Source organism: Sphingobium chungbukense (genome assembly GCF_001005725.1).
GTDB classification, from domain to species: domain Bacteria; phylum Pseudomonadota; class Alphaproteobacteria; order Sphingomonadales; family Sphingomonadaceae; genus Sphingobium; species Sphingobium chungbukense.
This window is the reverse complement of sequence record NZ_LBIC01000021.1, coordinates 13,341-39,876: the sequence shown is the minus strand read 5'-3', so window position 1 is coordinate 39,876 and position 26,536 is coordinate 13,341. Positions and strand designations below refer to the sequence as shown.

Below are 26,536 nucleotides of genomic sequence, written 5' to 3'. Positions count from 1 at the left end.
GCCCTTCTAGATCAAGGGTTGGAGTTAGACCGGGTGGCTCGGTTGCAGCCTTGCCGCTCGGTCGCTAACGGGCTTCGTTAGCTAAAATGGTTATCTTCCCATATTGGCACGGCGTCAACCCTGATAGTTGATGTTACCTAAAAAAGATGCCATAGGTTTCTGATGATAACACCAGCAACTTGTCGGGCCGGTCGCGGCCTTTTGGGTATGACGCAGGCGGAACTGGCCTCAAGTGCCAGTGTCGGGCTGTCCACGGTGAAGAACTATGAAGCCGGGAAGTATGTGCCCGTGCCCAACAATCTCGCAGCGATCCAGCGCGCACTGGAGGCGGCGGGCGTCGTGCTAATAGCGGAAGGGGCCGAATCTGGTTCTGGTGGCGCGGGAGTTAGGTTGAGGCCTTGACGGCCGCTGCCGGCAGGAGGAAGATGCGAAGGTTAGCGAACCTTTCAATATCCCCCTTCTCCTCATCTTTAGGATCATGCTGTTCAGTCTGCTCGCTCGTGGGCTATCTTGGCGCGCATTGATTCGTGGATGACAGGGGGATTGTCATGAAGTTTGCTATTCCAGCATTGGCTGCACTGCTCGCGGTGACGGCTTCTCCCGCACTGGCACAAAGCTGCCCCTATGATCCGAATTGCATCGACAACCCTTATGGGGCGGGCAACCCCTACAACCCCGACAGCGTTAACAACCCCTATGGCCGTTATGGTTCGCCCTACAGCAATCAGTCTGCCAACAACCCCTACGCCACGGACGCCCCGGAGATTTACGATCAGGACGGAAACTATCGGGGTCGCCTGAGCAACAATCCCTATGATCCGGATAGCGTCAGCAATCCATACGGTCGCTACGGCAACCCCTATTCGGCAGATAGCGTCCGGAACCCCTATGGCGCGGGAAACCCTTATGGCCGTCCGCTGATCGTTCGGCCTCGGCGGTAAATTCTGGTAGGATGCGCATTGCCGATCGCAGCGGCTCTGCGGTCAGATAGTCAGGAGTGCGGCCATGAAGAAAGATCCCGACAGGTTCGGCACTGGCTTCGGCGTCGGCTTCCTGATTTTCGCGCTAGTCGCTGCTGCGGCCCTGAGCTTGTACACCGGATTATTAAGCTGAAGGTCCGCAGCGCTAAGCGAAACCGAGATTGATAGGACGAATCTGGAGCGGTCTTATCTTCACCGTGATGACGAGCTTGACCTCGTCGGCCGTAGCGGGGTTGTTCAAGTCATAAAGCAACATGTCGGTATCGACACTGACGCGTGTGACGAGCCTGTCATCCTCCAGCAGGCAGAAAATCCGTTCCGGAGCTTCATCCTTCCTGTCCCGGTATTGTTCTTGCGGTTCGGGAATCCTCAACGCGTCCAGAAGCGTTTTTAGGCGATTATCGATGTCGCCCGCCCACTCAGTTTTGCCTAGTGTCTCTGGCCGTAGCATCAGAATGTCCAGATCACAGGCTAGATCGAGTTCTGATGTGACCAGTGGCACAAATTCAAAACCATATTGGCTGTGCGCTTCAGCAACCTTATCCACCGATATGCGGTGCTGCCCGGCATGCGTCTGGCCGTTCACGATACTGAGGAAGCCGCTGCCTCCGTTTCCGTTGAGAACCTTCATTTCCGCCCACAAGCAGCGTAGCTGCGCGTGAAATGCCATCCGCATGTCATGTTTGTTGTCTCTTCGCTTGGCTCCAGAGCCGGGTTGAGAGGCTTGTAGCTGCCCTTCGTAGGTCAGGCGAAACTGCATCGGGTCATCCTAAGCAAATGGTTGTTTGGGAACAGGCGCTTGCGTGTGTCCTTAATCATAGACAGGGGGTGGACCGCGCTTTGTAGTTCTGGCATACCGGAATGGTCAAAGCGCTGGTCACCCGGCGCGCCTGAATGACGGACAGGCATGGCGAAGGCAACGTCCCAGTTTCCCAACGGGATTTGCCTTCATGCCCTCAGAACCAATCCATGTCCGCTATCCGCAAGACCTGATCGAAGTCATCCGCGCCAATGCTGAGCGATCCGGCGTAACTCAAGCCGATTATCTGCGCGGCCTGGTCCGCCAGGACGACGAACGCCGCAAGCGCTGGACCGTGCCCGCTCAAGAAGCGGGGGACGACACGCTGCTTTTCCGGTCTGCCCACGGCGATGACGGGGCCATGATGGAAATGGCCTGCCGCCTGGCTGAGAAAATCGATGAGGAGATAAATACTTGTCAGCGGTTCGAGCTTTTCGGCGCAGCCATGACCCTGATGCGCCTCGCTGCTGAATGCGGTGACGGCAACGCACAGGCCAACTTGGCTGCTGGCCTTTTGCTTCGTTCCGACGCGGCTCGCGCCATGGGCGATCACGCCTTTGCCGACGCACTCCAGATTCACTCTATCGCGCGCTACGATCTGGCATTGGATCGCGGCGCATCCGATGTTTCCGCCGAACTCGAAAAGGTCATCAGCAAAGCGAGACCGTCGATGGTGGAAGCGGCCCGGTCGCTCGTAGAAACCATAGCGGCAGGCCCCAACGCCGAAGAGGTGCAGGGATGAGGAATTTCCTTCGCATCGCTTCCGGCGTCAATGTCGTGCCGGTGCTGACCGCGCTGGCTGCAAAACCGGGCCTGTGGAACGCAGACACTCTCCGCACCGCCCATCCGCAAAGCCCGCATTCGCAGGCTGATGACATACTCGTGTTCTTCAACTCGATACCTGCCGATCCGCTCGATATCGTTGACGACATTCAGACCCAGCCTTTCCCGGCGTGGTCGGAACTGCCGCAACTGCGCCCGCTGATCTTCGACCTGATGCGCCTCACGGAAGCTTCCCAGCTCGGTCGCGTCATCATTTCGAGACTGGCCCCCGGCGCACGGATCGCGCCGCATGTGGACGAGGGAGCGCCCGCCACATTCTACCAGCGCTATCAAGTCGCCCTGCAAAGCCATCCGGGCGCGCTGTTCAGGATTGGGGATGAGACGGTCAACTTCGCCAGCGGGGATGCCTACTGGATCAACAACCGGGCCGAACACGAGGTCATCAACAACAGCAACGACGAGCGCATTGCCCTCGTCATCGACATGAGGTTGGCGTGATGATTACCGCACAGGTTGAAAGCCTGAGCGAGCGCCTGGGCGAACTGATGCCGCTGTTCCCTGAGCATTATAAGGAACTGGCGCTCAATCAGGATCAGGTGCCGCTCGATCCACAATATGAGGAATATTTGAGGCGCGATGCTGCTGGCGGCGTCATGCTCGTGACGCTGCGCGATCTGGGCAAGCTCGTCGGCTATTTCGTCGGCTTCGTCGCGCCAGGGCTTCACTATCGCACATGCCTGACGCTCACCATGGACATCTTTTGGGTTCATCCCAGCCATCGGGGCGGTCGCGCCGGGTTCATCCTGTTCGATGCCGTTGAGAAAGAGGCGAAGCGGCGCGGGGTGCAGCGCATGTTCGTGGGCAGCAAGTGCCACAAGGATGCGTCATTCCTTTTCGAACGGCGCGGCTATGAACGCTGCGAGGTCTATTACACCGCTTGGCTTGGTGGCGCTGCGGACGCAGCGCGGGAGGCGGCATAATGGTAGCAGCAGCAGCCATTGGCGCAGTCGCCACGATCGGTGGGACCGCCGCACAAGTCTCCGCAGGGAAAAGCGCCGCCAAGGCTCAGGGCAAGGCCGCGCAGCAAGCGGCTGATGCCTCAGAGCGTGCGACACAGCTTCAGATTGAGGAGAGTCGGCGCCAGTATGACCAGACCCGTGCTGATTATGCTCCTTATCGCGAGACGGGCTACAAGGCACTGGATACGTTGGCAGGGTTCTACGGGGTCGGGCCAAGCAAGGGCGATCCTACCGCGATGCTGGAAGCAACTCCGGGTTACCGCTTCCAGATGGATGAAGGCCTAAAGGCTATCGACCGCCAGAACGCAGCGCGCGGGGCTCTAAATAGCGGCGGGGCGGACAAGGCCCGCATCCGGTACGCCCAAGGCTTGGCGGCATCCACCTATGACACCTATGCCAATCGGCTCGCCGCGCTTGCCGGGGTTGGCCAGTCAGCGACGGGTTCGACGGCGGCGGCGGGGGCCCAAGCTGCTGGAACGATTGCGGCGGCCTATGGTGCAAACGGACAGACCCAAGCGCAGACGGCGATGGCTGCGGGGAATGCCCGCGCGTCATCCTATGCCAACACCGGCAAGGCAATCGCCGGAGGCTTGCGAAGCCTGTCTGACCTCTACTTCAACATGAGCGGGCCAAAGATCGGAGGCTCCGGCTCCTATGGTGGCGATCTTGGGGGGATATACTGAAATGGCGAGCAATCCTTGGGCAATCCTGTCCAGCATCAATGATGGACCATCTATCGCGGACCTCTATGTCGGCGCGAAACAGCGCCGTATTGCGGATCTGATGCAGGCGCGGAAGATGCGGCAGGAAGATGAAGACCGGGCTTGGGCAATCGAGGAGCGCCAGGCCATTGCGGACGCGGCAACGCCTGCCCCTGTGCAGGCATCCGCGCCCTCTATTCCAGTGGACGGCAAGCGCTCGGCTTCGGCGCAGTTTGGCCGGCTGTCGCAATTGTCTGGCGTCCGGGCAACGCCCGAACCGCAGCGGGGAACGCTGGCCCAGCTAGCCCTTGCTCCGCCTAGTGAGCCTCAGGCGCACACGATCGATCCCTATGGACGCAAGGTCATGATCGCGTCCATGGGCGAGCAGGGCTACAACCAGTGGAGGAAGCGGCACGGGATCGTGGAGATTGGCGATGGCGCGCCGTCACCTCCTCCTCCTATGCCTGCCGCGCCCCCGGTTTCCGATCCTGCTATTCCCACTACGCCATCTGTCGCAGATGAGCCGCAACACACGGCAGAGGCGGAGAGCCTGATCCCCGCCGATGCGGGATTGGAACCGCCAGTGAGTGGCGCAACTTCCCCGATCGGTGGCTTGTCACTCAATCCTGCAGGACTGCGCAGACTCCAGCGGATCAATCCAAAACTGGCATTTTCCCTCGCTGAGATGGAGGCCGACCAGCGCACGGCCGCCTATAAGGCAATCACCGAACAAGTGGCGTTGGAAAGCCGAGTTATAGGGGCGGTGCGCGCTGCGCCGGAGGCCGATCAGCAGCGGGTATATTCTGAAATTCGGAATTATCTCGGATCACGCGGCGTTACGGGCTTGCCTGAGCAATGGGACCCCGCCTTGGCGGAAACCCACCAACGCATGGGCATGACGGCGATGCAGGCGTTTAATGATGAACGTGCAGACCAGCGCTTGGCGCATGACATCGCAGACGATGAGGCTGACAATGCTCGTGCCGATCGCAACACGGACAGCCTGATTGCGGATCGGAATGCCCGGCGCGGCCTCGTGGCGCGGGGGCAGGACCTGACCGATGCCAGAGGGCGGAGGGGGCAAGACCTTGCCTCGTCTGATCGCCAGCGCGGTCAGAATATGGCGTCGTCTGATCGACGCTATGCCGTGGACAATGGTGGCAGGCGGAAGAAGGCTGGGGTGCCAGAGAACATCCCCACCATCCGTAGCGCCGCTGACCGCGACAAGCTGCCCAAGGGCGCGCTGTATCGCGCTCCTGATGGCTCCATCAACAGGAAGAACTAATGGCGAACTGGTGGGATCAGGACGAAACGGTCAACGCCTCCGCCCAGCCTGCGGGCAATTGGTGGGATCAGGACCAGACTGTTGAGCAGCCAAAGGCGAAGGCGCGGAAGGAGCGCTGGTGGGACAGGGATGCAACTATAGAGAAGCGCCCATCCGGCCCGCTCGCTGCGACGGGGGAGGCACATGACGGAGACACATTCCGTCTGAACACGGGGCAAAATGGCCGCCTCTACGGCGTTGATGCGTTCGAGTTGGATCAGCAGGGGATGCGGGGTGGCAAGCTGGTTCCGCTGGGTCAGCAATCCCGCGAAGCGTTGATCCCCTTCCTGCGTCCAGATGCAACCGTGACGGCCACTGGAAAGACGACCTATGGCCGACCTGTCGTGTCTCTGCAAAGCGGCGGGAATGACGCCGGTCAGGGGATGTTGGACCAGGGCATGGGATTGGCAACTCCGCAATATCTGAAGGGCGACCCGCGTCTGACCGATTACATGGAGGCTGAGCGCCTTGCGCGCCTGAACCGGCGCGGCGCGTTCGCCGGGCAGTTCCAAGACCCCGCGACTTTCCGCAAGGGCGATCCCGACCCGTGGGCGAAACCGGAAGAGGGGGAGTATGGCAATAGCATCGCCGTGTTCGCGGATGAGCCGACGCCGTTCCAAGGGCTGCGGCCAGAGATTGCGGAAGGCTATCAGAAGATATGGACGGACCCCGCGTCCACGGCTGACGATCTGCTGGCTTATGCGAAGGACAATGGCTTCATCATCGACGCCGACGCGACCCGCAAGGCTTATGTCGAGCGCGCGAAGCGCGGGGCTGATCCGACGATCCGCTATCAGGAGCCGCCGCGGCTTCTGACCGATCCCGGCGATGGCATGGTGGGCGCAGCCGTGCGTGGTGCTGCCGACCCCATCAACATGCTGGACGAGATGGGCGCGGTGATCGATACGATCGGCCTGACGCCAGGCCGGGAGAATGTCTGGAGCAGCGACCGGCGCTTCGGAGACATTCTCTGGAACAACATCGACCAGAATCGCAGCATCCTCGACTATGACGATGCGAACCATCCCTATGCCCGCTTTGGTGGACAGCTTGCCAGCGGCATCATCCTTCCCGGTGCAACTGCGGAGGGCGTGGGATTGGCGGCGGCCCGAAAGGTGCTGCAAGCCGGGGGATCGCGCTTCGCAGCGGAAAAGGCGGCGCAAACGGCGGTGCGGATGCGGCTTGGCATGGCCGGCTCGGTCGAAGGCGGTCTAGCTGGGTTCGGTGCGGGCGAGGGTGATGCGCTGGACCGCACGCCAAGTGCTGCTGTCGGAGCGCTGGCTGGCGGTGCGTTGGGCTATGGTTCGGCGGCGCTGGCCCAGACGCTCGGACCTGTAGGCCGTTCGGCCATCGATCGGATCAAGGGGCGCAAGGCTGCTGAAACTGTCCTAGATGAGGCTCCGGGCGTCGGCGTGGATGAGGCGATCAGCGCGGCTTCTGCTCGCGCTGTGGACGCTCCGCCTCCGGGCTTCACCATCGACATGGCGAACGAAGCCACCGAGCCGCTCCCGTCGATCTCGTCGCCGCGCGTGCTGGATCGGATCGACGTCAATAGCCGCGCTCGGCCTATGCTAGACCCCGCGACTGATATGGAGCGCATGGCTCAGGCGGAGCGGGTCAGCCCCACCGATGTTCTGCCTCTGCCTTCCAACGTGGTTGCGAGCCAGGAAGAGGCCGCATCGATCGGTGCCGGGCTATATCCCACCATCAAAGCGCCGAATGAGGCGGCGGCGCTGGAAAGCCGGATGCTGCCGCGTGGTGATGATCCGACCCGTGAATTGCCAAAGCGCGGTCCTGCTGATCTTGTCACATTCCTTCGCACTCAGGGCGGCGTCATCGATCAGGGCGGCGAACTGCGGGCCATGGGGATCAGTGACAATGCGGGCCGCGATCTGGACTTTGCGCGCGGGGAACAGCGCTTCGGCAAGCTGGTGGACAATGACAATGGGATGACGCTCGATCAGGCGGCGGACCTCGCGTGGCGGTCGGGATACTTCCCCGATCATGCGGAGCGCCCAACCATTCGGGAATTTCTTGGTGCCGTCGATAATACGAACCGGGGCGTCAATCGGTCGTTCCATCCTGACGATCTGGCAGAGGTGGATGCCTTTAACGCGGCACGCGATCGGCGGTTCGCGGTCGAGCGGGCACGGGATCAGGGCGCGCCTCTGGCAGAGGATCGCGGTCAGCCCGTCAGCATGGATGATCTGGAGGCTAATCAGCCGCCGCTGTCGGCCTATGAGGAGTGGGGAGACCAGGCACCGGACTTCGCGGGCAACATCCGCCTGTCGAAGCTGGACAGCCCACAATCGATCCAGCGGGCATTGAGCCAGGCTGACCGGATGACGGGCGGATTCGACGCTGCCCGGCGCGGTCGCATCACTCAGGCAGAGACGCAGAGCCTTGCCAATGAACTGGGCATGACGCCCGATCAGCTCTTGTCTCGGCGCAAGGGGCAGGCGTTCAACGCAGAGGAAGCGCTGGCCGCGCGTCAAATCCTCGCCAAGTCGGGCAACGAGCTTGTGAACATGGCGCGGCGCATCCAGCGCATGGACGATCCGGGCGAAGAGGCGCTTGCGGCATTCCGGCAGGCGTGGGTCCGCCATGTCGCTATCCAAGAGCAGATTGCCGGAGCAACGGCGGAAGCGGGGCGGACGCTCGCGCAGTTCCGCATGGTGGCCGATGGTCGGAACGTGAGAGGTGATGTGCTGGCGGCGCTCTCTGAAGGGGCTGGGGGCCGGGACCGCCTGAAGAAGGCGGCGGACATCATCTTGGACAATGCCGACACGCCCCAGCGGCTCAACAAGATCGCGGCGCAGGCCCTTAAGCCAAAGTGGCTCGACAAGATCAATGAGTATTGGGTGAACTCGCTGCTGTCGGGGCCGCAAACCCATGTCGTCAACATGCTGTCGAACACCATGACAGCACTTGCGCAGATTCCTGAGCATGGGGCGGCGGCAATGATCGGCCTCGGCCGCCGTGCCGTCGCGCCGAACGCCAGTGCTGACCGCGTGATGTTCTCGGAATTGGGGGCACGGTCAGTTGGGCTTCTCCAAGGTGCCCGTGAGGGGCTGGCCCAAGCGGTGCGCACATTCCGCACTGGCGATGCATCGGACTTTGCCAACAAGGTGGAAGCCCGGTCGCAGGATGCCATTTCAGGGCGCAAGGGCGAGATCATCAGGCTCCCTACGCGGCTGCTCTCGGCGGAAGACGAACTCTTCAAGGCGATGGCCCGCCGCATGGAACTGGCTGGCCTTGCCGTTCGCCAAGCGGGCAAGGAACGGCTGACCGGCGAAGCCGCGCGGAAAAGGGCTGGGGAATTGCTCGCCAACCCTACCGAGAAGATGCTGGATCAGGCGTTCGACTATGGGCGCTATGTCACCTTCCAGCGTCCGCTTGGTCCTGCGGCGCGTGGCATATCGCAGTTCACGCAATGGATGCCGGGCGCGAAGTTCGTCCTGCCGTTCATCCGCACCCCCACCAATCTGCTGAAATTCTCATTGGAGCGCTCGCCGGCCGCGCCGCTGGTCGATAGCTGGCGGGCCGATTTTCGAGCCGGGGGAGCGCGCAGGGATCTCGCTGTAGCGCGGGCTATGGTCGGAACTGGCGTGGGCGCACTCGTTACCGAACTGGCGGCAAATGGATATGTGACCGGGGCCGGGCCAGCCGATCCGGGGGCCAGGGCGCTGCTGCGCGCTGATGGCTGGCAACCTTACTCCATCAAGATTGGCGACAAATATATTAGCTACCAGCGGCTCGATCCGTTTGCGACAACGCTAGGCGTTGCTGCCGGGATGGTCGATCTTCAGGATTACATGACCGATAAGCAGAAGGATAAGGGCGCGCTGCTCATGACGGCGAGCATCATGCAAAACCTGTCCTCAAAGACCTGGCTTTCCGGGATGGGCGACCTGATAGAGGCCGTGAATGATCCCATGCGCTACGGCGAGGGTTTCGCGCGTAGGCTGGCCGGGTCGGCTGCTGTCCCCGCTGGCATCGCCCAGGTGGCGCGAACGGTAGACCCCACGATGCGGGAAGCGGAAGACATTCTGGATGCGGCCAAGGCCCGCATTCCGGGCATTTCCACGACACTGCCAGAGAGGCGGGATGTTTGGGGCGCGCCCGTCACTGGAGAGGGGGGCGTAGGGCCCGACATCTTTTCCCCGGTATGGGTTTCGACCGCAAAAAATGATCCTGTGAACAAAGCGCTGCTACAGGCGCGCGTGAACATCAGCGAGCCGCTGCGGGACGTGAAGACTTCCAGCGGTGAGGTTCGCCGCCTGACGGGCAAGGAATATGGCGAGTATCGCGCGCTCGCGGGGTCGATCGCTTATGGCGAGATTGGCGAATTGACAGCCTCTCCCGACTGGATGGCGATGGATCAGACGGAACGCAAAAAGGAGGTCACAAAGATTTTGCGCTCTGCGCGGGAGCGGGCAAGGGCGGCTCTCGGTCTGTAGTGCTACAGTGGTCTTGGCTTAAAATGCGGCGCTGATATTCTCGGGCGATGTCAGAAAGCCAGAATCAGCCTGTCCCCTGTGGGCAATGCGGTAAGCCAGCTATCGTGCAACTAGGTGCGGTCCCCGTTTGCATCGATTGCGACCATCGTTGGCAGCAGAGCCGATACATGGTGTTTGCTCAAAGCATGACATTGATGAACCAGGCCGAGCACGAGATGGCCGGGCTCACCGGCATGGCGCCGAACATCACGCCGATACCTCCGGCTCCCATCCCGCCTATCCACTACAACAATCAGAACGTCAGCATTTCGAATAGCAACGTCGGTGTCCTGAACCTTGGATCAGCCAAGGACATTCAGGTCGAAATGAAAACCATGGTTGAGCAGGGGAATGTCGCTCTTGCTGATGCCTTGTCTGCCATGACGAACGCTGTGTTGCACGATGAGGCGGCGGACATTGCCGCGAGAAATGAGCTTTTGGATCTGATTGCGGCGCTGTCACAGCAGGCCAATGCGAAACCAGAGGGGCGGAAGCTGGGAACGATCAAGGCGATATTTGGCGCTGCCCAGGCAGGGGCGGCCGCCGTCCAAGGGGCTGCTGGAGCTTGGGGCGCGCTGGAGCCGCTGCTTAAGGTGCACTTCGGTCTCTGAGAGGTGCTGGCTAGGCGCGGTTCTGTTGATACACCTGTGAGATAGCTAGTTTTTGCGCCCTGTCGTCTAAGAAACGCCCTGCTGCGGCGAGTATGATGGCTTTCGCCTCGTCTAGGGTCATGATTTTCTTCGGGGCCTGATAATTCTGCTCGCCGTGCCGAGCAAAGGGGCCGACTGCCGCAGGCGTGTTTGCTGTCTGCCGGAAACGATTGACCTCGCTTCTGGTTGAATTAGCCGCCACGGCAATCGCGTCGTCATCCCAGCCGCCGTTGTTCATATAATCACGAAGCGCAAAGAGCGATATCCAGGTCGGCCCGTTAACGCCTAGAAAGGAGAGCATTCCCCGAGTTAGGTCATCTGTCCGGGCCATATATAACATGCGCGCCGACGGACGCTTCAAATCACCATAGGCTCTGGGTATCTGCGCAGCCATCCAATCCGCGGAAAATGGATCGGCAAGCACATTGCCGTCTGCATAGACGTACCTTGCGCCCGTTCTGAGATCGATAATATTTCCAGTCTTAAGGCCGCCGAAATGGCCTTTCTGAAGGTAAATGGTGCCATCAAACAGTGCGATCAGAGCAGCCGCGCGATCCGCGACGGCCTGATGATCGTTCAGTTCGTCCCAGTGATGTGAGACGAGCCCGTATTGGTTGGGCTGCGCGTCATATGTGTCAGTCAAAAATCCGACATCGACGGGGTTGTGTGTCTCGGCTAGGTCCTCGATCCACGAATAGCTTGTAAGAACTTGAATAGCCCATCGATGCTCATTGGATGACACGCTCTAGCTCCTTTGAATCGCTGCCCGCCGGCTAGACGGCGGAACGAGGGATTGTCCACAATCTAAATGCCTTTCCGTAATTGACGTACTTCCCCCGCCAGCCCGCTTGACGGAAGTTGCAACTGGGGCGCTGCCGACGATCCGGACTCTGCGCTGAATGGCGAGAGAACCGGTGAACTGGAAGATGCTGGGCAGTGTGGGGTGTGAACTACGGCGGCAGGTCGCTCTGTGGGGCGACCAGATGATCGAGGCAAAAAAAATTTCCTCAGTAGGTTTACCCGCCCGCGTTCGCCGTCCTTCGCCACAAATCGCGAGCGGATGAGGGGTAAAATGAGGGAACGCTTATCGGAATATCCGAAAAAACGCTGCAAACTCAACGTGTTGTGCGGAAATTTTGGAGGCCCGAGCCGGAATCGAACCGGCGTATACGGATTTGCAGTCCGCTGCGTCACCACTCCGCCATCGGGCCTCGGCGTGGGTGGCCGCAAATGTGCGGCTTTTGATGCAAAGTCAAGCAGCGCTGTGATATTGTCGGGCAAGATTCTGGCGATGGCGCACGCAAAGCCGCTTGGCGTGGCCTGTCCGCTGATTTAGAGGTCCGATTATGTCCTTGCTGTATTGCTTTCATAATACAGTTGTGCCAATCGGGGAATTGTCGTGACCGAGCAGAATTTTTCATCGATGCGGACCGCCATGGTCGAAAGCCAGCTTCGCACGAGCGATGTGGACGATCAGCGCGTGATCGCCGCGATGGCGCATGTCGCGCGTGAGGATTTCGTGCCGGCAGAGCGTCGTGCGATGACCTATGTCGACCGTCCGATCCCGCTCTCCAGCGGCCGCTCGCTCAATCCGCCGCTGGTGACGGGCCGCCTGCTCAAGGAAGCGCAGATCGCGCGGGGGGACAAGGTGCTGCTGATCGGCGGGGCCACCGGCTACAGCGCGGCGCTGCTGGCGTCGATGGGCGCGCAGGTGACGGCGGTCGAGGAAGAAGGCGGGCCGGAAATCGCCGTGCCCGGTGTGACCGTGGTGCGCGGCGCGCTGAACGCGGGCGCCCCTGCCGGTGCGCCTTATGACGTGCTGCTCATCGAAGGCGCGGTGGAGGAAGTTCCCGCCGCACTCGTTGAGCAGCTTGCCGACGGCGCGCGTGTGTCGACGGGAATCGTCGAACGTGGCGTCACGCGCCTGTGCAGCGGCCGCGTCGTGGCCGGCGCGCTGGGGCTTGCCAGCCTCGCCGATTTGGAAATGGTTGTGCTTCCGGGCTTTGCCGCGCCGGAACGATTTGTGTTCTGAAGGAACAGCTTGGGGGCGACATGACGGCAAGGCATCAGGTTGTTCGGCGTTACGCCGTATCGGTTTTGCTCCTCGTCTCCTCAGCCATGGCCGGGCGGTTCAGGCGGAAACGCTGCAGGGCGCGCTGGCCAAGGCCTATCGCTCGAACCCGGTCCTGACCGGCGCGCGGGCGGGCCAGCGGGCGGTGGATGAAAATGTCCCGATCCAGAAGGCGGCCGGGCGCCCTGCGCTGGACGCGACGGCCAACTATTCCGAAAGCATCTTGAAGCCGACGATCAGCTTCACCTCGCCGCAGCGGACGGTGAGCGCGAACGCGCAATTGAGCGTGCCGCTCTATACGGGCGGGAGCGTGCGCAACGGCATCAAGGCGGCCAAGACGCGGGTGGCGGCCGGACAGGCCGATCTGCGCGGCACGGAGGCCAGCATCTTTTCGCAGGTCGTCGCCGCCTATATGGACGTCATCCGCAACAGCGCGGTGGTTGCGCTCAACCAGGCCAATGTCCGGGCGCTGGAGGTCAATCTCCAGGCGACGAGCGATCGTTTCGAGGTGGGCGATGTGACCCGCACCGACGTCGCGCAGTCCGAGTCGCGTCTCGCGCTCGCGCGGTCCGATCTGCAAGGCGCCGAATCCAATCTCATCACCGCCCGCGAAAATTACATCGCTTTGGTGGGCGAGGTGCCGGAAAATCTGGAACCGCCGCCGCCCCTGCCGGGCCTGCCCGCCTCCGCTGACACGGCCGTGCAGGTGGCGCTCAAGGACAATCCTGACATTCTCGCCGCGAAAAAGCTGCGGGAGGCGCAGGAATATGACGTGCGCGCGGCCAAGGGCACGGTGCTGCCGACGGTGTCCGCCTTCACCCAGGCCGGTTACACCAATTATCTCGACACGTTGACCAGCAGCGCCACAGGGTCCCAGATCAACAAGCAGGCGGCCGCCGGGGTCCAGCTCAACATTCCCTTCTATCAGGGCGGCCGTCCGGCGGCGCAGGTGCGGCGCAACCAGGCGCTCGAGTCGCAGGCGATGGAGAAGGAGATCGAGGTCGAACGCTCGGTGATCGCGCAGGCCCGGTCCGCCTATGCGAGCTGGCAGGCGTCGCTGGAGAGCATCCAGTCGAACCAGAAGGCGGTCGATGCCGCGAACCTCTCGCTGGAGGGAGTGCGGGCGGAAAATTCGGTCGGTAGCCGCACCATCCTCGACATATTGAATGCCGAGCAGGAAGCGGTGAATGCCAAGGTCCAACTGGTGACGGCGCGGCGTAATGCCTATGTTGCGGGCTTCACCCTGCTCGCCGCCATGGGGCATGCGGAGGCGGACGACCTTAGCCTCGAAGCGGGCACGCTCTACGACCCGATGGTCAATTATGACCGGGTGAAGGGCAAATGGTTCGACTGGGATTTCGATGCTCCACCCCGGGTGCAGGCGACGCGGACCGTTGACTCGCCGGCGCAAAATGCCAATGTGGACCCCGGTTTGGCGCAGCCTTAACGCAATTTTAACCCCAAGAGCGTTCCTTTGGTGGTATGGCGTTACGGGGAATGGAATAGGGGTTGACCATGGGCGACATGAGCAAGGAACCCTCGATGGAGGACATTCTCTCGTCCATCAAGCGGATCATCGCGGAAGAGGGCGAGGAGGTCGTGCAGACCCTGCCGCGCCGGGTAAGAGGCGAGGCCGCGCCCAAGGCGCCGCCACGGGGTCCCGTCGCGCCGGAGGCTGCCGAGGAATCGGCGCCGGAAGCCGCGATCGACGAAGTGCTGGAATTGACCGACGCGGTTGCTGTGGAGGAACCCATGCCTGCCCATCGAACGTCCCGTGCGCCGCGTCCCGTCGTTGAAGAAGCGGACGCATCCATCCTGTCGGTCGAGAGTGAGGTGGCCGCGCGTCATTCTCTGTCGGCCCTGTCGTCGATGCTGGTGGCGCCCAAGGATGGCGAGGACAATACGTTGGACGGCCTGGTCCGCTCGCTGTTGAAGCCCATGTTGAAGGAATGGTTGGACACCCGGCTGCCGCAGATGGTCGAGGACATGGTGGCGAAGGAAATCGCCCGGATCACCGGCCGCTGAGATAGCCGCATGAACGGATGGGAAGCGCGGGAACGGCTCATCCTTCCCTATCGCTTGCTGTGCCGTCCGAATGATCGCAAAGCCGGCCTTTGTTTCTTTATTACGCGTTGGTGATTGATCCTTGCGCGTCGGCAAGGCGCCGCTTACACCCTCCCGCATAGCTGTCGCCGCTTCTGAAAAGGCGCGGCGCGATCCGATCCGAGGGTGTCATTCCATGAAAGATCTTCTGTACAGGGGGCTGAGCGCGCTGGCTCTGGCCCAGGCGGCGTTGGCTGCCGCACCGGCCGTTGCCCGGCCGTTCACGCCCGCCGATATGGTCGGCCTGTATCGCGTGTCGGCGCCCGCGGTTTCGCCCGACGGGCAGTGGCTCGCCTATCAGTTGCGCACGACCGATCTCGCCGGGAACAAGGGGCGGACGGATCTCTATCTGCTGGACCTGAGCAAGGCGGGCGCGGTTCCGCATATGATCGCCTCGGCCGCGGACAAGAATGAAAGCGCGCCGGTCTTTTCGACAGACGGCAAGTCGCTTTACTATCTCTCCAACCAGAGCGGCGATGACCAGCTTTGGCGGGCGGCCGTCACGGGCGGTCAGACCGAGCAGGTCACGCAGGCGCCGGGCGGGATTTCGGGTTTCCTGCTGAGCCCGGCGGGCGATCGGGTCGCCTTGTGGGCGGACCGGCCGGTCGGCGCGAAGACGCTCGACGATGCGAAGTCGGCGCCGCCGCCCGGCGCGGGGACCGGGCGCGTCTATGAGCAATTGTTCGTGCGCCATTGGGACACATGGGCGGATGGACAGCGCTCGCAAATCTTCGTCATGCCGCTGGACGGTGGCGCCGGGAGCGGCAAGGCGGTGTCGGTGATGGGAGCGCTGGTCGGGGATAGCCCGTCCAAACCCTTTGGCGGGGCGGAGGAAATGGCGTGGAGTCAGGACGGCAAGACGCTGTTCTTTGCGCTGCGCGAGGCGGGGCGGATCGAATCGCTCTCGACCAATCTTGATATTTTCGCGGTCCCGGCGGACGCCAGCGCAGCGCCCGTGAACCTGACCGATGCCAATGATGCGACCGACACCATGCCCGCCGTGTCACCGGATGGGAAATGGCTCGCTTATGCGGCGATGAAGCGGCCCGGTTATGAGAGCGACCGGCTGGTGCTGATGCTGCGCAACCTGGCGACGGGCGAGACGAAGGCGCTGACCGACGCCTGGGACCGTTCGGTGGCCTCCATTGTTTGGGAGGCGGATGGCAAGGGCATCCTCGTGACCGCCGATGATGTGCTGGATCATCCGGTGTTTCGGGTGGACGCGGCTTCGGGCAAGGTCGTGCGGCTGACGCAGGCGGGCCATGCGGGCAGCGTCGTGCCGCTGCCCAGGGGCGGCTTCGTCTATACGCTCGACAGCATACAGTCGCCCGCCGATTTCTGGAAAATGCCGGGCGGCAAGGGCAATGGTGTCAAGCCGGTGCGCCTTACCAGCGTCAATGCGGAGAAACTGGCCGGAATCGATGATGTGTCGGTCCAGCGCTACAGCTTCAGGGGCGCCAATGGCGATACCGTCTGGGGCCAGATCGTGAAGCCCAAAGGCGCGGTGGGCAAGCTGCCGGTGGCTTTCCTGGTCCATGGCGGGCCGCAGGGCAGCTTCAACGACAGCTGGTCCTATCGCTGGAATCCCAAGGCATTCGCGAGCCATGGCTATGCGGCGGTGATCGTCGATTTCCACGGGTCGACCGGCTATGGCCAGGCCTTTGTCGACAGCATCAACCAGGATTGGGGCGGCAAGCCGCTGGAGGACCTGAAGCTCGGCCTCGCGGCGGCCGCGGCGAAGGACGCGCAGGTCGATGCGGGCAATGCCTGCGCGCTGGGCGCCAGCTATGGCGGCTATATGATGAACTGGATCGCGGGCAACTGGCCCGACGGGTTCAAATGCCTGGTCCAGCATGACGGCGTGTTCGACGCCCGCGCCATGGCCTATGAGACCGAAGAGCTATGGTTCGACGAATGGGAACATGGCGGGCCTTATCATGAACAGGCCGGGCAATATGAGAAATGGAACCCGGTCAACCATGTGACGAGCTGGAAGACGCCGATGCTGGTGGTGACCGGCGAAAAGGACTTCCGCATCCCCTACACCCAGGGGCTGGCGGCCTTCACTGCGTTGCAGCGGCGGGGCGTGCCGTCGAAGCTGCTGGTATTCCCGGACGAGAATCACTGGGTCTTGAAGCCGCGCAACTCGCTGCAATGGTATGATGAGGCGCTGGGCTGGCTGGACCGGTGGACGAAGAAATAGCGAGCTTCGTGAGTAGCTTGAAATCGTCTCATAGCTTTGCGAAAGGTTGTTACGGAACCGATTTAAAAAAGGGCTATGGATGAAACGGGCGATGATGGTTGGCTTTCTGCTTGCGGTGAGCATTGGTCCGGTCGCCGCCCGCGAGCCTATACGGGCAGTGCCCAAGGACAGTCCGGGCAACTGGTTTCATGATAAAGATTATCCGATTTCTGAGCGTGCCAAGGGTGTGAGCGGCACTACAAGTTTCAAATTGCTGATTGGCGATGATGGGCGGGTGAAGGATTGCAATGTCGAAAGCAGCAGCGGATCGCCGGTGTTGGATGAGACGGCTTGCACGCTTTTGAAGGAAAGGGCGTCCTTTTTTCCCGCAAAGGACAGACGCGGCAAACCTGTGAATGGGACCTATAATGGCCGGATCAGTTGGCGTTTGCCTATTCATTCGGCCATTTCCATGCCCCCGCCCCAAACGCTGACCGTGACGGTCGACATCAGCAAGGACGATGTGGTCGAGAAGTGCAGCTTTGAAAAATCGGGGGATTTCACTTTGCCCGTTGATCCCTGTTTGCGCTTCCCGGTAGGATCGAAAGGTCCACCCTATGCGGGGAAGAATGGCTTGCCATTTCCCATCCGCTTCGTGAACAGGATGACCACTACGGTAGAGGCGCGCTAAAAGATGCGAGCTATTTGATCTTCCTGCCGGTGCCGCTAAAGCGCCTAGCATGACCGAATTGCCCAAGACCTTCGACCCCGCAGAAATCGAATCCCGCTGGTACGCCCATTGGGAGGAAAAGGGTCTGTTCCGCCCGGAACGGCCGGACGCGGAACCCTTCACCATCGTCAATCCGCCGCCGAACGTGACGGGCAGCCTGCATATCGGCCATGCGCTCGACAATACGTTGCAGGATATCGTGATCCGCTACGAGCGGTTACGCGGCAAGGATGCGCTGTGGGTGGTGGGCACCGACCATGCGGGTATCGCCACGCAGATGGTGGTCGAGCGGCAATTGAACGCGCAGGGCCAGAAGCGTACCGACTTCAGCCGCGACGATTTCGTCGCCAAGGTCTGGGAATGGAAGGCCGAAAGCGGCGGCGCGATCACGCGCCAGCTTCGTCGTCTGGGTTGTTCGATGGACTGGGCCAATGAGCGCTTCACCATGGATGAGGGCTTTTCGAAGGCTGTCATCAAGACGTTCGTGGAACTGCACCAGCGCGGCCTGCTCTATCGCGACAAGCGGCTGGTGAACTGGGACCCGCATTTCCGGTCCGCCATTTCCGATCTGGAGGTGGAGACGAAGGAAGTGAAGGGCGGCTTTTGGCACTTCCGCTATCCGCTGGCGGATGGCGTGAAGCTGGCCAACGGCGCGGACCATATCGTCGTCGCCACCACGCGCCCGGAAACCATGCTGGCCGACATGGCGGTCGCCGTGAATCCGGAGGACCCGCGCTACAAGGATGTGATCGGCAAGGATATTCTCCAGCCCATTACCGGCCGCCGGTTCAAGGTGGTGGCGGATGAACATGCCGATCCGGAACTGGGATCGGGCGCGGTCAAGATCACGCCGGGCCATGACTTCAACGATTTCGAGGTCGGCAAGCGGGCGGGCTTCAAACCCGCCGACATGCTCAACATGTTCGATGCCGACGCCAATGTGGTGCAGACCGCGGACGGTCTGATCCCGGATCGCTTCCTTGGGCTGCACCGTTTCCGCCGCGACGGCGTGGACGGCGCGCGCGAGCTGGTGGTGGCGGAGATGAAGGCGCTGGGTCTGCTGGTGCCGCATGTCACCAAGTCCAAGGACGGCGAGGAAGTTCGCTCCGACGCCGAGCCGCGCACGATCCAGACCCCCTTCGGCGATCGTTCGGGCGTGGTGATCGAGCCGTGGCTGACCGATCAATGGTATGTCGACGCGGAGAAGTTGGCGCTTGCCCCCATGCAGGCGGTGCGCGACGGACGGATCGAGATCGTCCCCAAGAGCTGGGAAAAGACCTTCTTCAACTGGATGGAGAATATCCAGCCCTGGTGCGTCTCCCGCCAGCTCTGGTGGGGGCATCAGATCCCGGCCTGGTATGACGAGGACGGCAATCCCTATGTCGCGGAAAGTGAAGAGAAAGCGCAGGCTCTGGCCGGCAACAAGAAGCTGACCCGCGATCCCGACGTGCTCGACACCTGGTTCTCCTCTGCGCTGTGGCCCTTCGGCACGCTGGGCTGGCCGGAAGAGACGGAGACGCTCAAGCGCCATTATCCCAACGACCTGCTGATTTCCGGCTTCGACATCCTGTTCTTCTGGGATGCGCGCATGGCGATGCAGGGTTTGGAGTTCATGGGCGACGTGCCGTGGCGCAAACTCTACCTGCACGGGCTGGTGCGCGCCGCCGACGGGCAGAAAATGTCCAAGTCCAAGGGCAATGTCGTCGATCCGCTGGGCCTGATCGACAGGTTCGGCGCGGACGCGCTGCGCTTCTTCATGGCGGCCATGGAAAGCCAGGGCCGCGACGTGAAGATGGATGAGAAGCGCGTCGAGGGTTATCGCAACTTCGCGACCAAGCTGTGGAACGCGGCGCGTTTCCTGCAATCCAACGGCGTCACCGCCTCGACCAGCCATGAGGCGCCCCATGCCGACGCCCCGGTCAACCGCTGGATCGTCGCCGAGACGGTCGCGACCGTGCAGGCGATCGACACCGCCATGGCCGAACTGCGTTTCGACGCGGCGGCGAACGCCATCTACCATTTCGTCTGGGACCAGTTTTGCGACTGGTATATCGAACTCACCAAGGGTTCGATGGATGAGGAGACGAAGGCCGTCGCGGGCTGGGCGTTCGACCAGATATTGGTGATGCTCCACCCCTTCATGCCCTTCATCACCGAAGAATTGTGGAACCTGACCGGTACGCGCGAGACGCAGCTTATCGTCGCCCGCTGGCCGCAGGCTCTGTATGCCGTGGACCGTGAGGCGCAGGCCGAGATCGACTGGCTGATCCGCCTGATCAGCGCGATGCGCACGGCGCGCACGGAACTCAACGTCCCGCCGGGCGCGAAGCTGGGCGTTGTCGTCCATGACTCGTCTGAGGAAACCCGCCGTCGCATTGATCGTCAGGGTACGGCGCTGGCGCGGCTCGGCCGCGTCGAGAGCCTGTCTTTCGGCGACAAGGTTGAAGGCGGCGCGGCGCAGATCGTTGTCGACGAAGCCACCTTCATCCTGCCGTTGGAAGGGGTGATCGACATCGCCGCAGAAAAGGCGCGCCTCGCCAAGGCGCTTGCCAGCGCGGAGAAGGAACGGGACTCGCTCTCCGGGCGTCTTTCCAATCCCAGCTTCGTCGAAAAGGCCAAAGCCGAAGCCGTCGCCAAGGCACGGGAGGACCATGCTGAAAAGGCTGCCGAAGCCGAAAGATTGAAGGCTGCGCTGGAGCGCTTGGCCTGATCGGCCTTCCGTTCATCGACGACAGGACATAAGAAGAGGGACGATGGACGGAGGGGCAAAGGGACGGGATTTGACGCGGGGGCCGATCGGCCCGGCCCTGCTGCTGTTCGCGCTGCCGACGCTCGGCTCCAACGTGCTGCAATCGCTGAACGGATCGATCAACGCGATCTGGGTCGGCCGCTTCCTGGGCGAGCGGGCGCTGGCGGCGACGGCTAATGCGAACATCATCATGTTCCTCATGTTCTCCATCGTCTTCGGGTTCGGCATGGCGGCGACGGTGGTCATCGCTCAATCCTTCGGTGCGCGGGACATCGCCTCGGCGCGGCGGGCCTTCGGCTCGGCGGTGGGTTTCTGCACGATATTGGCGTTGGTCGTCGCGCTGGCGGGATGGCTGGGCGCGCCCGCCCTGCTGCGCCTGCTGGCGACGCCCGCCGAAGCCTTCGATCCTGCACTCGTCTATCTGCGCGTGATCTTCATCGCCATGCCTGCCACGCTGCTTAGCGTCATGATCATGATGGGGCTGCGCGGCACGGGTGATGCGCGCACGCCGCTGATCTTCATGTTCGTCAGCGTCGGCGTCGACCTGGTGCTGAACCCGGTGTTGATCCGCGGCATCGGGCCATTCCCGGAGATGGGCATAGCCGGATCGGCCACCGCCACCGCGGCGGCGGGCATCGTCAGCCTGATCGGCGTCATCGTCTATATATACCGCAACGACCTGCCGCTGCGCTTGCGGGGCGAGGAACTCGCCTATCTGCTGCCCACCGCCGAGCAGGTCCGGCTGCTGGTGGGCAAGGGGCTGCCCATGGGTTTGCAGATGATCGTCATGTCGGCGTCCGGGCTGGTGATGATCGGCCTCGTCAACCGGGAGGGGCTGGTGACGACCGCCGCCTATGGCGCGGCGCAGCAACTCTGGACCTATTTGCAGATGCCCGCCATGGCGATGGGTGCGGCGGTCAGTGCCATGGCGGCGCAGAATATCGGCGCGGGCCGATGGGACCGGGTGGGGCAGATCGCCTCCTATGGCATCGGCTATCTGCTGCTCGTCACCGGGGCGATGGTCGCGGTGATGCTCCTGTTCCACGAAGCCCTGTTGGCGCTGTTCCTGGGATCGGGCAGTCCCGCCATTCCGGTCGCCTGGCACATGCAATTGCTGGCCAGCTGGAGCTTCATCTTCTTCGGCTGCTCGATGATCTTCTTCGGCGTGATGCGGGCGAACGGCGTCGTGGTGGGACCGCTGATCATCCTGGCCTTCACCATGTTCGTGGTCCGGCTGGGCTTCTACAAGCTCAGCTACGGATCGATCGGTGCGGACGCGCTATGGCTGAGCTTCCCGATCGGATCGGGCGCGACGCTGTTGCTGGCCCTCGCTTATTATATCCGCGGCGGGTGGAAGAAAGCGAAGCTGCTCGCGCCGCCCAATGAGGAGGAATGCCGCGAAGCGATCAATGCGGAAGGGGAGCCCGCCGGGCGGATTGCACCGACGGGCTGAGTTGCGGTCCGCTTGCCTTTCGGCAGGTTAACGTCCCTGACTGCGCCAACGGGTGATGGTGCGGTCGAGAATATCCGCTTCGCCGCCGGACTGCCGCCACAATTCGGTGAAGCTCGGATCGCCCGAAGCGGGACGCCGTTCCTCCTCCAGATTGTCGAGCGCCACGCGGATCGGCACGGCGACGCCTTCGCCGCAGATGATCGCTTCGCGATTGCGGAGCGCCGGGATGGAATCGAGGAACCCACGCGCGCCTTCGGGCATGGCCGCCTTGACGAAGGCCTGGTCGCGGTCGTTGTTGAGGCGCATCGAGATGATCGTGCCGCATTGCGACAGCACGCCTTCGGCCAGATCGGACGGACGCTGGGTGATGAGCCCCAGCGAAACGCCATATTTACGGCCTTCCTTCGCGATACGCTCCAATATGCGCCGTACCGCCTGACCGCCGCCGGTGGTGCTGCTGGGGATGTAGCGATGCGCCTCTTCGCAGACGAGAAGGATGGGCCGCTGCGGCTCGTCGCGCGCCCACAGGGCATAGTCGAACACCAGCCGCGAGAGCACCGACACGACGACCGACGTGATGTCGGACGGCATGGAGGATACGTCGATGATCGAGATCGGCTTGCCGCCCGAAGGCAGGCGGAAGATCTTGGCGATGAATTCCTGCATCGTGTCCGCGACCAGCATGCCGGAGAACATGAAGCTGTAGCGCGGATCGCTCCTGATCTCGTCGATCTTGGTCTTCAGCCGCATATAGGGCAGCGATCCGGTGCCCTTGTCCAGCTTGCCCATCTCGTTCTGGAGGATGTTGGTGAGGTCGGAGAGCAGATAGGGAACCGGCGAATCGACCGTCAGTCGCCCGATGCTCTCGGCCAGCCGATTCTTCGATCGCGCCGCCAGCAGGCATTTGGCGAGGATGTCGCAGTCGACCGTCCGCTCCGAACCTTCGGAAGTGACGAACACCTCGCAATGCTCCTCGAAATTCATCAGCCAATAAGGGAGGGCGAGGTTGTTGACGTCGAACACGGCGCCATTGGTCTGGAAAGCCGCGCCATATTCGCCATGGGGATCGATCATCACGATATGCCCCTGCGGCGACAGGTCGCAGATGCGGTGGAGGATCAGCGCGGCGCTGGTCGACTTGCCGGTGCCGGTCGATCCCAGCAGCGCGAAATGCTTGCCCAGCATCGAATCGACATAGAGCGCCGCACGCGTGTCGGCGGTCGGATAGACGGTACCGATCTGCACATGGGGGCGATCGTCGGCCGAATAGATTTGCTGCATGTCCGCGCTCGACACCGGATAGACTTCCGTCCCCGGAGCAGGATAGCGGGTGACGCCACGGCGGAAGCGGTAGATGCGGCCGGTCAGTTTTTCCTCGTCACCTTCGCCGAGAAAATCGATGTCGACGATGATGCTGTTGCTGTCGCGGCGGTCCATCGCCATGGCCCGGACGCTGGCGATCAGCCAGACATGGCCGACCCGCATCTTCACCTGACTGCCGACCTGTCCGGCCATGGCGATGCAGGGATCGGGATCATGGGCCAGAACGGCGATCCGGGTGCTGTCGATGATGATCTGGGAGCTTGACCCGGCGATCTGGAAAACCATGCCCATGGCGTCGGCAGGTGCCTGAAAAGCGTGCGCCTGCGCGCCGACGAAATGTTCAGCACCTTGCATATGGGTCATGAGCCTTTATTTCCCCTTTCGTCCCGACCGGATTCCGGCACGTCGGACCGATTTAACCGGGGACTGGTAAAGAATATGCTTATCCCGGCCCCATAAAGATGGAACGGCCGATCGCTCGGGCCGTGATGCCAGAGGAACCCTGTGTCGGAATTGGCCGTTCAAACATTTGCCAACAATCGGGAAAATCATTTGATCCAGAGGCTGACGACCGACGCGGCGCGCCGATCCGATGCGATTTCCATCGCCCGCGTCATCTGCATATTGGGCGTGGTTTATGTCCATGCCTGGACGGGCCTGAGCGGTCATGATCTGGAAGGTCTGCGCGGCACGCCTCAGGAAAGCCTGCGCTGGACGCTGATGGAGATTTTCGGGCGGAGCGCGGTGCCGCTGCTCGGCCTGATTTCCGGCTGGCTGGTGGGCGGATCGGCGCGCACGCAAGACTGGGTGCGGCATGTCGGGCGCAAGGCCCGGACCATATTGTTGCCGATGATATTGTGGAACGGTTTGGCGATCCTGTTCGTGTCGGGCGCGGCCTGGGCGCTGGGTCTGGCGGCGCCGGTGCCGTCGTCGACCGGCTGGATGTTCCAGGAATTGTTCATCGTCAGCCGCAATCCCGACATCAATGTCCAGATGCCGTTCCTGCGCGACCTATTCCTGTGCATGCTCGCGGCACCCCTGTTCGTGCGGCTGCCCGGCTGGATGCTGGGGTCGATCGCGGTCATGGCGGCGCTGTGCCAGATCATGGGCTGGGGACCGCCGGTGCTGATGCGGGCGTCGATCCTGTTCTTCTTCGTCATGGGCATCATCGCCCGCCGCGAAGGGCTGGCCGATCGGGTGGCCGGGCTTCCCTGGATGGTCGCGGCGGCGCCCTTCGCATTGTTGATGAGCGCGCAGCTTTATGTTTCGCTGCATCCCGGCAGCGGCATGCCGGGCATCGCCATTTCCACGCTCGACATGGCGGTGCGGATCGCCGCAGCGGTCTTCTTCTGGCGGTTCGCCTGGAGCCTCGCTGCCAGCGTGGCGCGGGGGATGCTGCTGCGGATCGAACCGTTCGCCTTCTTCCTCTTCTGCTCGCACCTGATCCTGATCTGGCTGGGCGGCCCGGTGCTGGGCGCGCTGTTCGGAAAGCTCGGCTCGCCCTTCTATCCCGCCTATCTGCTGGTGCAGCCTTTGCTGGTGCTGGTGGCCGTGATCCTGCTGGGATCGCTGCTCAGCCGCGCCTCGCCGCAGCTGGCGAAGCTACTCAGCGGCGGCCGCCTCATGGCCGCCTGACACTGCTTTCGCGGCGGTCATGGCGATTTCCAGGCTGCGTTTGCGGGCGTCGAAATCATGTATCTGGCCGCCCAATATGATCTCATCGACCTGGGTGCGACGGATGAAGGCGGCAAGGTCGCGCTCGACATCGGCTTGCGTCCCGATGGTGGAGGCGTTCAGCGCATCGGCCAGCATCGCCTGCGCTTGCGGTGGCAGGCTTTCATAATAGCCGGGAACCGGCGGTTGCAACTTGCCCGGCTGGCCCGTGCGCAGGCGGACAAAGGCCTGCTGCATGGAGGTGGCGACCAGGCGCGCTTCCTCGTCCGTGTCGGCAGCGAAGACATTATACCCCGCCATGACATAGGGATATTTGAGCTGGGCCGAAGGCTTGAAATCGCGCCGGTAGATGGCGATCGCCTCGTCCAGCGCTCCGGGCGCGAAATGGGAGGCGAAGGCATAGGGCAGGCCGAGCGCGGCGGCCAGTTGCGCGCCATAGAGGCTGGAACCCAGAATCCAGAGCGGCACATCCTCCCCCGCTCCGGGTGTCGCCTGAAATCCGAGGCGGGCGTCGCCCGCGAAATAGGCCTGCAATTCCATGACGTCGCGGGGAAATTCGTCTGGCCCGCCGGTCAGCGTCCGGCGCATGGCTTGGGCGACGCGCTGGTCCGAACCGGGCGCGCGGCCCAGCCCCAGGTCGACGCGGCCGGGAAACAGCGCCGCAAGCGTGCCGAATTGTTCCGCGATCAGCAGCGGCGCATGATTGGGCAGCATGATGCCGCCCGCGCCGATGCGGATGCGGCTCGTCGCCCGGCCGATATGCGCCAGCACCACGGCGGTCGCGGCCGATGCGATGCCCGCCATGCCGTGATGTTCCGCCACCCAATAGCGATGGAAGCCCAGGGCTTCGGCATGGGAGGCAAAGGCTGCGGCCCGCTCCAGCGCTTCGCCGGGGGTGCTGCCTTCATTGACGGGGACGAGGTCCAAAACGGAAAAACGGGTCATGCCCCGGATATGGGGCGATAACCCGTTTTATTTCAATACCTGATTTTCAGGATCAGACGGCGCGGCCGAAACCCTGGGCCGGTGCGTCGACGCGGCGGCCGAAACCCGTGGGGCGCCGAGCGACCAGCGGATTGGCGTCACGGTCGAGCAATGCCATGGTTTCGGTGAAGCAAGGGCGCAGGGCGACGACATCCTCGATCAGCTCATCGGGCTCTTCGCGGGTTTCCACGCAGCGGCGGGCGACCATCTCGATCTTTTCCGCCAGGGCGCTCAGCCGATAGGCGCCGAACTGGGCCGATTCGCCCTTCAGCGTGTGCGCGGGCGTCACCAGGGCAGTGGCGCTGCGTGCGCGGAAGGCTTCCTCGATCACGCCGATGGCCTTTTCGCCATCTTCGCGGAAATAGCCGAGAATGCGCAGAAATGCGCTGCCCAGTTCCCCCCGCGATTTGGCAAACTCGGTCCAGTTGACCAGTTCGGCCTCTTGATATGACACCTTCGCGACACTCCCTGTTTTGCCGCAGCCTGTATAGAAGAGGGGCGTAAACAGCCGG

The 26,536-nt window shown here is 62.5% G+C and carries 22 protein-coding genes and 1 tRNA gene; 17 read left to right on the top strand and 6 right to left on the bottom strand.

The genetic code is table 11. The features are described from left to right. The first annotated feature begins 162 nt into the window (after nt 1-162). Both YP76_RS29345 and YP76_RS25380 read left to right on the top strand, forming a co-directional pair. Nucleotides 163-402, top strand: coding sequence for a helix-turn-helix domain-containing protein (locus tag YP76_RS29345; RefSeq protein WP_046766156.1), 240 nt, complete (start codon nt 163-165; stop codon nt 400-402). A 146-nt stretch (nt 403-548) separates the two neighbouring features. Beyond that, nucleotides 549-941 (top strand): hypothetical protein, encoded by a 393-nt coding sequence (locus tag YP76_RS25380; protein WP_046766155.1) that lies wholly within the window; start codon nt 549-551, stop codon nt 939-941. A gap of 184 nt (nt 942-1,125) precedes the next feature. Here the strand turns inward: YP76_RS25380 and YP76_RS25375 are convergent, their stop codons facing one another. Continuing rightward, nucleotides 1,126-1,740, bottom strand: coding sequence for a hypothetical protein (locus tag YP76_RS25375; RefSeq protein ID WP_046766154.1), 615 nt, complete (start codon nt 1,738-1,740; stop codon nt 1,126-1,128). 190 nt (nt 1,741-1,930) lie between these two features. Here YP76_RS25375 and YP76_RS28040 point away from each other — a divergent pair, with 190 nt between their 5' ends. From YP76_RS28040 to YP76_RS25335, 7 genes are all read left to right on the top strand, one after another. Continuing rightward, nucleotides 1,931-2,521: a hypothetical protein gene (locus tag YP76_RS28040; protein WP_157035891.1), complete on the top strand. Its 591-nt coding sequence runs from the start codon at nt 1,931-1,933 to the stop codon at nt 2,519-2,521. Next, nucleotides 2,518-3,060, top strand: coding sequence for an aspartyl/asparaginyl beta-hydroxylase domain-containing protein (locus YP76_RS25360; RefSeq protein ID WP_046766151.1), 543 nt, complete (start codon nt 2,518-2,520; stop codon nt 3,058-3,060). The genes YP76_RS28040 and YP76_RS25360 overlap by 4 nt, the downstream gene beginning before the upstream one ends. Further along, on the top strand, nt 3,060-3,542 hold the full coding sequence (locus YP76_RS25355; RefSeq protein WP_046766150.1) for a GNAT family N-acetyltransferase: 483 nt from the start codon (nt 3,060-3,062) through the stop codon (nt 3,540-3,542). Before YP76_RS25360 ends, YP76_RS25355 begins: the two co-directional genes overlap by 1 nt. After that, a complete protein-coding gene (locus YP76_RS26800; protein ID WP_052757578.1) occupies nt 3,542-4,264 on the top strand; it encodes a hypothetical protein in 723 nt (240 codons plus the stop codon). Before YP76_RS25355 ends, YP76_RS26800 begins: the two co-directional genes overlap by 1 nt. A gap of 1 nt (nt 4,265) precedes the next feature. Then, a complete protein-coding gene (locus YP76_RS25345; RefSeq protein ID WP_046766149.1) occupies nt 4,266-5,567 on the top strand; it encodes a hypothetical protein in 1,302 nt (433 codons plus the stop codon). Beyond that, nucleotides 5,567-10,066 (top strand): thermonuclease family protein, encoded by a 4,500-nt coding sequence (locus YP76_RS25340; RefSeq protein ID WP_046766148.1) that lies wholly within the window; start codon nt 5,567-5,569, stop codon nt 10,064-10,066. The genes YP76_RS25345 and YP76_RS25340 overlap by 1 nt, the downstream gene beginning before the upstream one ends. Nucleotides 10,067-10,233: 167 nt before the next feature. After that, nucleotides 10,234-10,716 (top strand): hypothetical protein, encoded by a 483-nt coding sequence (locus YP76_RS25335; protein WP_046766147.1) that lies wholly within the window; start codon nt 10,234-10,236, stop codon nt 10,714-10,716. A 10-nt stretch (nt 10,717-10,726) separates the two neighbouring features. On the opposite strand, the gene YP76_RS25330 is transcribed toward YP76_RS25335, so the two are convergent. Both YP76_RS25330 and YP76_RS25325 read right to left on the bottom strand, forming a co-directional pair. Then, entirely contained in the window at nt 10,727-11,497 is a 771-nt protein-coding gene (locus tag YP76_RS25330) for a hypothetical protein (RefSeq protein ID WP_046766146.1), read from the bottom strand. Between the two features lie 395 nt (nt 11,498-11,892). Then, a tRNA-Cys gene (locus YP76_RS25325) sits at nt 11,893-11,966 on the bottom strand. A 188-nt stretch (nt 11,967-12,154) separates the two neighbouring features. On the opposite strand from YP76_RS25325, the gene YP76_RS25320 reads away from it, so the two are divergent. The 7 genes from YP76_RS25320 to YP76_RS25290 all read left to right on the top strand — a co-directional run bounded on the left by YP76_RS25320 (nt 12,155) and on the right by YP76_RS25290 (nt 22,043). Then, complete coding sequence (locus tag YP76_RS25320; protein WP_046766145.1) at nt 12,155-12,787, top strand: protein-L-isoaspartate O-methyltransferase family protein; 633 nt, start codon at nt 12,155-12,157, stop codon at nt 12,785-12,787. Nucleotides 12,788-12,845: 58 nt separating this feature from the next. Next, nucleotides 12,846-14,273 (top strand): TolC family outer membrane protein, encoded by a 1,428-nt coding sequence (locus YP76_RS25315; RefSeq protein WP_046766214.1) that lies wholly within the window; start codon nt 12,846-12,848, stop codon nt 14,271-14,273. A 68-nt stretch (nt 14,274-14,341) separates the two neighbouring features. Then, a complete protein-coding gene (locus tag YP76_RS25310; RefSeq protein ID WP_046766144.1) occupies nt 14,342-14,851 on the top strand; it encodes a DUF2497 domain-containing protein in 510 nt (169 codons plus the stop codon). A gap of 214 nt (nt 14,852-15,065) precedes the next feature. Then, nucleotides 15,066-17,132: an alpha/beta hydrolase family protein gene (locus YP76_RS25305; protein WP_046766143.1), complete on the top strand. Its 2,067-nt coding sequence runs from the start codon at nt 15,066-15,068 to the stop codon at nt 17,130-17,132. A gap of 79 nt (nt 17,133-17,211) precedes the next feature. After that, the gene (locus YP76_RS26795; RefSeq protein ID WP_052757577.1) at nt 17,212-17,802 is read left to right on the top strand and encodes an energy transducer TonB; all 591 of its coding nucleotides are present in this window, start codon (nt 17,212-17,214) and stop codon (nt 17,800-17,802) included. Nucleotides 17,803-17,851: 49 nt separating this feature from the next. Next, complete coding sequence (locus YP76_RS25295) at nt 17,852-20,551, top strand: valine--tRNA ligase (protein WP_046766142.1); 2,700 nt, start codon at nt 17,852-17,854, stop codon at nt 20,549-20,551. A 43-nt stretch (nt 20,552-20,594) separates the two neighbouring features. Then, nucleotides 20,595-22,043: an MATE family efflux transporter gene (locus YP76_RS25290; protein ID WP_046766141.1), complete on the top strand. Its 1,449-nt coding sequence runs from the start codon at nt 20,595-20,597 to the stop codon at nt 22,041-22,043. A gap of 27 nt (nt 22,044-22,070) precedes the next feature. Here YP76_RS25290 and YP76_RS25285 read toward each other — a convergent pair whose 3' ends face one another. Beyond that, complete coding sequence (locus tag YP76_RS25285; RefSeq protein ID WP_046766140.1) at nt 22,071-23,729, bottom strand: ATP-binding protein; 1,659 nt, start codon at nt 23,727-23,729, stop codon at nt 22,071-22,073. Between the two features lie 189 nt (nt 23,730-23,918). Here YP76_RS25285 and YP76_RS25280 point away from each other — a divergent pair, with 189 nt between their 5' ends. Continuing rightward, nucleotides 23,919-25,001: an acyltransferase family protein gene (locus YP76_RS25280; protein ID WP_408640462.1), complete on the top strand. Its 1,083-nt coding sequence runs from the start codon at nt 23,919-23,921 to the stop codon at nt 24,999-25,001. Here the strand turns inward: YP76_RS25280 and YP76_RS25275 are convergent. Together YP76_RS25275 and YP76_RS25270 are read right to left on the bottom strand one after the other, a co-directional pair. Continuing rightward, a complete protein-coding gene (locus YP76_RS25275) occupies nt 24,969-25,985 on the bottom strand; it encodes an LLM class flavin-dependent oxidoreductase (RefSeq protein WP_046766139.1) in 1,017 nt (338 codons plus the stop codon). The genes YP76_RS25280 and YP76_RS25275 overlap by 33 nt on opposite strands. 52 nt (nt 25,986-26,037) lie before the next feature. Beyond that, nucleotides 26,038-26,478 carry an Hpt domain-containing protein gene (locus tag YP76_RS25270; protein WP_046766138.1) on the bottom strand — a complete coding sequence of 147 codons (441 nt, stop codon included), beginning with the start codon at nt 26,476-26,478 and terminating at the stop codon, nt 26,038-26,040. Nucleotides 26,479-26,536 lie beyond the last annotated feature (58 nt).